This is a genomic window from Streptomyces sp. NPDC048664 (assembly GCF_040650555.1).
GTDB lineage: Bacteria > Actinomycetota > Actinomycetes > Streptomycetales > Streptomycetaceae > Streptomyces.
In genome coordinates this window covers 1-7,274 of the sequence record NZ_JBEZHK010000061.1, presented here as the reverse complement: position 1 = coordinate 7,274, position 7,274 = coordinate 1, and the positions used below count along the sequence as shown (strand labels likewise).

Annotated in this window: 8 protein-coding genes; 2 read left to right on the top strand and 6 right to left on the bottom strand. The window is 71.2% G+C overall.

Translation table 11 applies throughout. The annotated features are described in order from the left end of the window. Positions 1 to 199: 199 nt before the first annotated feature. Positions 200 to 865: a Tat pathway signal sequence domain protein gene (locus tag AB0C59_RS34665; RefSeq protein WP_363011821.1), complete on the bottom strand. Its 666-nt coding sequence runs from the start codon at positions 863 to 865 to the stop codon at positions 200 to 202. 388 nt (positions 866 to 1,253) lie between these two features. On the opposite strand from AB0C59_RS34665, the gene AB0C59_RS34660 reads away from it, so the two are divergent. Next, on the top strand, positions 1,254 to 1,931 hold the full coding sequence (locus AB0C59_RS34660; protein ID WP_363011819.1) for a DUF6230 family protein: 678 nt from the start codon (positions 1,254 to 1,256) through the stop codon (positions 1,929 to 1,931). Then, positions 1,931 to 2,347: a DUF6114 domain-containing protein gene (locus AB0C59_RS34655; protein ID WP_363011817.1), complete on the top strand. Its 417-nt coding sequence runs from the start codon at positions 1,931 to 1,933 to the stop codon at positions 2,345 to 2,347. Before AB0C59_RS34660 ends, AB0C59_RS34655 begins: the two co-directional genes overlap by 1 nt. A gap of 100 nt (positions 2,348 to 2,447) precedes the next feature. Here AB0C59_RS34655 and AB0C59_RS34650 read toward each other — a convergent pair whose 3' ends face one another. The 5 genes from AB0C59_RS34650 to AB0C59_RS34630 all read right to left on the bottom strand — a co-directional run bounded on the left by AB0C59_RS34650 (position 2,448) and on the right by AB0C59_RS34630 (position 7,101). Next, entirely contained in the window at positions 2,448 to 3,248 is an 801-nt protein-coding gene (locus tag AB0C59_RS34650; protein ID WP_363011823.1) for a VOC family protein, read from the bottom strand. A 214-nt stretch (positions 3,249 to 3,462) separates the two neighbouring features. Next, complete coding sequence (locus AB0C59_RS34645) at positions 3,463 to 4,422, bottom strand: ABC transporter substrate-binding protein (protein WP_363011815.1); 960 nt, start codon at positions 4,420 to 4,422, stop codon at positions 3,463 to 3,465. 191 nt (positions 4,423 to 4,613) lie between these two features. Then, the gene (locus tag AB0C59_RS34640) at positions 4,614 to 5,282 is read right to left on the bottom strand and encodes an ABC transporter permease (protein ID WP_363011813.1); all 669 of its coding nucleotides are present in this window, start codon (positions 5,280 to 5,282) and stop codon (positions 4,614 to 4,616) included. Continuing rightward, the gene (locus AB0C59_RS34635; protein WP_363011811.1) at positions 5,279 to 5,932 is read right to left on the bottom strand and encodes an ABC transporter permease subunit; all 654 of its coding nucleotides are present in this window, start codon (positions 5,930 to 5,932) and stop codon (positions 5,279 to 5,281) included. Before AB0C59_RS34635 ends, AB0C59_RS34640 begins: the two co-directional genes overlap by 4 nt. Continuing rightward, positions 5,929 to 7,101: an ABC transporter ATP-binding protein gene (locus tag AB0C59_RS34630; RefSeq protein WP_363011809.1), complete on the bottom strand. Its 1,173-nt coding sequence runs from the start codon at positions 7,099 to 7,101 to the stop codon at positions 5,929 to 5,931. Before AB0C59_RS34630 ends, AB0C59_RS34635 begins: the two co-directional genes overlap by 4 nt. Positions 7,102 to 7,274: the final 173 nt, after the last annotated feature.

The following is a 7,274-nucleotide window of genomic DNA, read 5'->3' as shown; positions in this document are numbered from 1 at the left end:
GGCGGCCGCGGACTCTTCATCATCGCCCAGATGACCCAACACTGGGGCACCCGCTACACCCCCACCGGCAAGACCATCTGGACCGAACAACCCCTGCCGCCGCCACCGGTCACCGTGCCGGCGTGAGACGGCCTCCGGGCCCGCCGCGAGTGGTGCCCCGGCCGGAGGACCGGCCGGGGCACCACCGGGAACCCGGGCGTCAGTTGACGGTGACCGCCGGACTGCCCGGCTGGGCGGTGTCGCCGACCGGGGCGTACCGCGCGGTGAAGTAGCCGCTCGCGAAGCACAGCGAGGAGCCCGAGTACTTGGTGAACTGCTGGTTGGTGAAGGTGATGCTGTGGTCCGTGTTGCTCGCGGTGCCGGTCAGGCCCGGGGCCCGGTAGACGCAGGTGACCGTGCCCAGCAGGGTGCGGAGCTTGACCGTGGTCTGGATCGCGGAACCGGCGGCCGGGGCGACGGAGACGGCTCCGCCCGAGGTGACCGTGGTGGTGTACGGCAGATTGTCCACCGTGATGCCGGTGACCCCGAGCACGCCGATGACGTTGCTGGCGCACCCGCCGAAGGTCTGGGCCGTGAGGGACTCGGTCGCGGTGCCGGGCGCGGTCGGGTTGGCGGTGACCTGGGCGGTGAAGGCGGACGAGGAGCAGGTGACCCCGCTGGTTCCGGTGGCGCTGGAGTAGAGCGTGGCGGAGGTGCCGCCGGCGAGGGACGCGTTGAGCACGTCACCGACGGCGACCGCGACGGTGGAGCCGCCCGGGCCCGTGGTGGTGAGCACCGGCCCGGCCGCCGAGGCGGGTGAGGCCACCGCCAGGGCGAGGGCGGCGGCGGTGCCGGCGAGGGCGAACAGGGTTCGAGTCGTACGCATAGGGATGCCTCTTCTTCCGGGGTGGCTGGGGAGGGCACCGGGTTCGCGGCCGGATGTGAAGGTTCCGTGCGCCGCGCCGCGCGCACAGCGGCATGCGTCCCGCTCTGGACGTGGCGCCGCGAACCCAGAGGAGTCATCGCATTGTTAGATATGACGCATCGTCAAAGTCAATACATTCATGGCTTGTTGATCAGGAAGAGGACGGCGGCGGCGCGAAGTCGCCGTCCGGTCCGACGGTGTGCGCCGCACCCGTATGCACAGAAGCCAAGAGGTCGACTCCCTTTTCACACAACCTTCTTGACCCTGTGATGTAACCGCCGGTAACTTCGAGGGTGGCAACTGCCGCGGCACCCGTAGGCCCTCGCACCGACCACACCCAGGAGCGCACATGGCCTCGTCCCCGGACGCGGAGGCGTCCTCCGGATCCACCCCCGAGCACACCGAAGGCGGTCCCGCCCCCGTCGGGGCGTCCACACGACGCGGACGGGTCCGCCTGCGCCGCGCCGCGGTGATGGCGGTCCCCGCCACCCTCGTCGCGGCGACGCTCGCGATCATGACCGCCCAGGGAGCACTGGGCGTGCAGTTCGCGATCTCCGGCATGCCGTTCACGGTCACCGCGTCGGACCTGGACGGCACCGGGTTCGAGCAGTTCGGCGGACTCGACAACATGGCGGACGGCAGCCCGAACGCGGGTGACACGGGCGGCCAGGTGCTGGTCGTCACCTCCGCGATCAAGAGCGCGACCCTCACCAAGCTGTGCCAGAGCGTCGACCTCGGCGGCACCAACCTCGTCATCAGAGCGGGCGCGGGCAAGGACAAGGTGACCGCCACCGACCTCACCACCGACTCCACCGACCTGACCGGCAACGCGTCCTTCGGCGGCATGGAGATCGGCAACGACGCGAGCACCCTGGACAAGGCGGGGGTGCAGGGCCCCAAGGGCGTCTTCAGCCAGCAGGCCGACAGCGTGCACATCGGCGAGCTGCGGCAGACCAACTACGCCACCACGGCAGGCGTGTTCACCCTGCCCGGTCTCCACCTCGGCTTCAGCGGTACGGGCTGCTGATGGCGGCCCGGTCGAGGGGGGCCTTTCGGCGGTGGCGGGCCGGGCGGCCCTTCTGGGGCGGACTGCTGCTCACCCTCGGCGGAGCGGAGACCCTTCTGACGGAGAAGGCCTCGCTGAAGGTCGTCATGCACATCGGCATGCAGGGGCTGGCGGGTTATCTGCTGCCGGTCGTCATGCTGCTGTGCGGACTGCTGACGCTCTTCAGCCCCGGCCAGCGCCTGTTCTACTCGATCGTCGGGGTCCTGGCGTCCCTGGGCGCCTGGATCACGTCCAACCTGGGCGGCTTCCTGATCGGACTGCTGCTGGGCGTGGTCGGCAGCTGCCTGGTCTTCGGCTGGCTTCCCGACCAGGCGCCCCGCAAGCGGCTGCTACGGCGTCGCGCCCGGACCCCCGCGACCGACTCGGCGCCCTCCTGACGCCGGCGAGCCGCCCCGCGCCCGCAGCACCGGGGCGGAGCGGCCCCTCGGCCTTTCCGGATTGCGTCGCGGCGCCGCCCTGCGCCCCGGGCCGTGCGGCTCAGGGCTCCCGCTTGGCCGTCACGGTGAAGCGCGCGCCGTCGGGATCGGCCAGCACCGCCTCCTGCTCGCCCTCCCGCCAGTGCACGACGGAGCCGCCCTGCGCGCAGGCGTCACGGACGCAGGCGGCGACGTCGCCCACCACGAAGTGGACCTGCCAGTGCGGGCGGATGGTCGGGTCGGGAGCCGCCTCGACCGCCCCCGAGTGGATCCGCGCCACCACCGCGCCACCGCTGCGCAGGACCACCTCGTCGCCGTCGTACTGCACCTCGCAGCAGCCCGGGTCCGCCGACGCCCACTCCAGCACCTCGCCGTAGAAGATCGCGGAGTCGAAGGCGTTGCGGGTGTGCAGCCTTATGAACGTGGGGGCGGCCTCGCGCCACTCCTTCCAGCCCGCGGCCAGCGGCCCCTCCCAGATACCGAAGACGGCTCCGTCGCGGTCCGCGAGCAGGGCCGCCCGGCCGGGCGGGAGGGCGAGCGGGCCGACCGCGGTCGTCCCGCCCCGCTCACGGCAGCGGGACGCGGCCTCGTCGGCGCTGACGACCGCGAAGTACGGGGTCCAGGCCACGGCCATCTGCCACATCGAGGCGACCGCCGCGACACCCGCGACGGGCACCCCGTCCGACAGCGCGACCCGGAACCGGTCCCCCAGGCTGTTGGACCGCCACTCCCAGCCGAAGACCGCCTGGTAGAACCGCTCGGCGATGTCCAGGTCGCGCGTGGTCAGGCTGACCCAGCAGGGCGCGCCGAACACGGATCGGCTGGAGAGGTACCCCCTGCCGCGTGCCTCGTGCTTGACCATGACCACACCGCCCGGTTTCCCGGAGGAGATGCCCGGCATGTCCTCCGTCGTCGGCTCAGGGCACTTGTCCGCGTACCCCGATCGCGCCCTAGCAAGGATGCGCCCTGTGGAGCCGGGCGTCATCCTGAAGGATCGCACGAAGGTGCGCTGAGTGACGAACATACACGGAAAGTAGCCGGGCGGGGTGGTCGGGGCCGGAGGGCCGCCGGGGGCGTCAGGCCAGGCCGGCCGACTTCAGCCAGGCCTTGGCGACGTCGAGCGGGTCCTTGTGCCCGGTCTGGACCTGGGTGTCCATGTCCAGCAGGGCGGCGGTGTCCAGCTTGGCCGACACCGCGTCGAGCGCGTCGACGCCCTTCTTGGGCAGGTCCGCCTTGTGGACCAGCGGCTGCACGTTCTCGAAGCCGAAGAGGTTCTTCGGGTCCTGGAGGACGACGAACCCCTCCTTGGAGATCGTCGGATCCGTGGTGAAGACGTCCGCGGCCTGCACGGTGTTCTTGCTCAGCGCCGCCTCGGTCAGCGGGCCGCCCGCGTCCAGCGGCTTGAACGACCTGAAGTCGAGACCGTAGAGCGACTTCAGGCCGAGCAGCCCCTGCTGCCGGGTCTGGAACTCCGGGGAACCACCGAGGGTCAGGTCCTTCGCGGCGTCCTTGAGGTCCGCGATGCTGGACTTGTCGGTGAGGTGGTACTTCTTCGCCGTGTCCGCGTTGACGGTGACGGAGTCCTTGTCCTGCGCCGGCGCCGGCGCCAGCAGCGTCAGCTTGGCGTCCAGCTTGGCGGTGATGGCGGCCGTCGTGGCCTCGACCGTCTTGGGGGCGGCCGTCTTGTCCAGGTAGGCCAGCAGGGCGCCGTTGTACTCCGGCAGCACCGTGATGGAACCGTTCTTCAGCAGGCCGTAGGTGGTCTCACGGCTGCCGATGTTGGGCTTGTAGGCGACCTTGAGCCCCTTGGCCTTGAGGGCCTCGCCGTAGATGTCGGCGAGCAGGATGCTCTCGGCGAAGTTGTTGGAGCCGACGACGACGGTGCCGTCCCCGGACTTGCCGCCGTCCAGCGGGTTGTCCGTGCCGCCGGAGGACGAGGAACACCCTGTGAGCACTGCCGCGGTGACGGCGAGCGCGACGGCGACCGCGCCGGGGAGTCTCCTGCTGGACGTGCTGGTGTTCGCGGTAGAAGTCACGATTCCCGTTCCGGACTCAGGTGATGGGGCAGGCGTGCGGTGGGCGTGGTGGGGGACGGCCCGGCACGGCCGTGCGGCGCCGGAGCGCCGCACCCCACCGATCCAATCCAGCCCCTTCCCGGCGGTCAAGTGCATTCCGGTCACCGATAGGCCTCGATACGCGGCTCGTCGTGAAGATCCGGGGGATGCCGTCAGCCGCTTCGGCGTACTCCGGGGGACACGGCGGCCCGTGCCACGGCCCAGAACAGGGTGAGCGTCGCCAGGGCCAGCACGGCCACCAGCGTGGCCCCGCCCACGACCTTCTCGTAGTCACGCTGGTAGAGGCCGTCGATGATGTATCGGCCGAGGCCCCCGAGCCCGATGTACGCGGCGATGGTGGCGGTCGAGACGATCTGGACGGCCGCCGAGCGCAGGCCGCCGAGGATCAGCGGGAGCGCCACCGGGAGTTCGACCTGGAAGAGGATCCGCGGCTCGGGCATGCCCATGCCCCGGGCCGCGTCCACCGGTGAGGGGTCCATCGAGCGGATCGCCTCGAAGGTGGTGACCAGGATGGGTGGGACGGCGAGGACGACGAGCGGGACCATCACGGGCGCCATGCCGAACCCGACGAGCAGGGTCATCAGCACCAGCAGCCCGAAGGTGGGAAGCGCCCGTCCGGCTCCGGCGATCAGCGCGAGCACGTTGCCCCCGCGCCCGTAGTGCCCGGTGACAAGGCCCACCGGCAGCCCGATCGCGGCGGCGAGGGCGAGCGCCTCCAGGCAGTACTGAAGGTGCTCCCCGAGGCGGGCGGGAATGCCGTCGTAGCCGTGCCAGTGGGCGCTGTCGCCGAAGAAGGCGTGGACGAAGTTCAGGATGTTCACCGGGCGGCGCCCTTCCTCGGCATCCACGGGGTGAGCACGACGCGCAGCAGGGCGAGCGCCGCGTCCGCGAGGACGGCCAGCGCGGCCGTGGTCACCACGGAGGTGACGGCGAGTTCCGGCCTGTGGTAGATGTTCGCGTCGTTGAGCAGGTTGCCCAGCGCACCCTGGTTGCCGATGAGCATGCCCACGCTGACCAGGGAGATGCTGGACACGGTGGCCACCCGCAGCCCGGCGATGATGGCCGGGACGGCGATCGGCAACTGCACCTGGAGATAGCGGCGTACGGGGCCAAGGCCCATGGCGGTGGCCGCCGCGAGGGTCTCCTGCGGTACGGAGCGGACGCCGTCCACGATGGCGGGGACGAGCACGACCAGGCTGTAGAGCGCGAGCGGGATCATGACCGTGGTCTCGCTCTGGCCGGTGTAGTCGATGAGGATGACGAACAGCGCCAGCGACGGGATCGCGTACAGCACGGTCGTCAGGCCCAGCACGGGCGGGTACAGCCAGCGGAAGCGTACGCACAGCTGGGCGAGGGGCAGCGCCGCGAGCAGACCGGCCAGGACCGGGAGCAGGGCTTCCCGCAGGTGCAGCCCGATCAGGCCGAGCAGGCTGTGCTGGAGGTCGCTCGGGATGTCCAGGAACCGGTTCATCGGGCGACCTTCTCCTCCGGCTCGTCCGGGGCGCGGTCGCCCCGCACGTCCGGGGCGGGAGTGTCACCTTGTGCGTGGGCGCCGCGGATGGCCTCGCCGATGGTCTGCTGCGACACGACTCCGGCCACCCGTCCGTCGCCGTCCACCGCGACCGCCCAGCCGGCGGGCGACAGCACGGCGCAGTCGAGCGCGGCGCGCAGGGAGTCCTGGCCGGGGACGAACGGCCGCCCGTACGGCAGCAGCCGGCCGGGCTCGATGTCCCCGGCGGTCAGCCGCCCGGGCTCGCTCCAGCCCAGCGGCCTGCCGTCGGGGTCGGTGACCAGGAGGTACGGGGCGTCCGCCGTGCCGCGGGAGGCGATCTGCTCGGCGCTGGCGTCGGCGGAGACGACGGGCGCCGTGGTCAGGGCGAGCGTCTGCGAACCGAAGAAGGACAGGCGCCGGATGCCGCGGTCCGCGCCGAGGAAGTCCTCCACGAACGCGTCGGCGGGAGAGCTGAGCAGTTCCGCGGGCGGGGCGAACTGGGCGAGTTCGCCGCCGGTCCGCATGACGGCGACCATGCTGCCGAGCCGGATCGCCTCGTCGATGTCGTGGGTGACGAAGACGATGGTCTTGCCCAACTCGTCCTGGATCCTGAGGAGTTCCTCCTGGAGGCCCTTGCGTACGACCGGGTCGACGGCGGAGAAGGGCTCGTCCATCAGGAGGACCGGCGGGTCGGCGGCCAGGGCTCGCGCGACGCCGACCCTCTGCTGCTGTCCACCGGAGAGCTGGTAGGGGTACCGCTTGGCGAACGAGGGGTCGAGCCCCACGCGCTCCATCAGCTCGTGGGCCCGCTCCCGGGCCCGGGCCTTGGTCCAGCCGAGCAGCCGGGGGACGGTCGCGATGTTGTCCGCGACGGTGCGGTGCTGGAAGAGGCCCGCGTTCTGGATGACGTAGCCCATCGACCGGCGCAGCGAGGTCACGGGCCGGCGCCTGATGTCCTCGCCGTCCAGGGTGATCGTGCCCTCGGTCGGCTCGACCATCCGGTTGATCATGCGCAGGGTCGTCGTCTTGCCGCAGCCCGAGGGCCCCACGAGCACGGTGATCGCGCGGTCGGGGATCTCCAGCGACAGCCGGTCCACCGCCACCGTGCCGTCCGGATACCGCTTGGTGACTGAATCTATCCGTATCAAAGCGCCGGTCGCCCTTCGGGTGTGGCGGATGCGGCCGTTCAGCGGCCAGGTCGTAGGGGCTGTCGCGGACGAGTCTAGCTTGGTCTTTAACCTGTGCGGCGAGGTCGCGGAGTGGTCGACTTCTTGTTCCGGGACGTGGTGGTGCCCGTCTTGCGGGGTGTGTGGACGTCGTG

Bases quoted from the DNA above. Each gene is read 5' to 3' on its own strand.
- AB0C59_RS34650 (WP_363011823.1), bottom strand. From the start codon at position 3,248: ATGGTCAAGCACGAGGCACGCGGCAGGGGGTACCTCTCCAGCCGATCC.
- AB0C59_RS34660 (WP_363011819.1), top strand. From the start codon at position 1,254: ATGGCCTCGTCCCCGGACGCGGAGGCGTCCTCCGGATCCACCCCCGAG.
- AB0C59_RS34635 (WP_363011811.1), bottom strand. From the start codon at position 5,932: ATGAACCGGTTCCTGGACATCCCGAGCGACCTCCAGCACAGCCTGCTC.
- AB0C59_RS34655 (WP_363011817.1), top strand. From the start codon at position 1,931: ATGGCGGCCCGGTCGAGGGGGGCCTTTCGGCGGTGGCGGGCCGGGCGG.
- AB0C59_RS34665 (WP_363011821.1), bottom strand. From the start codon at position 865: ATGCGTACGACTCGAACCCTGTTCGCCCTCGCCGGCACCGCCGCCGCC.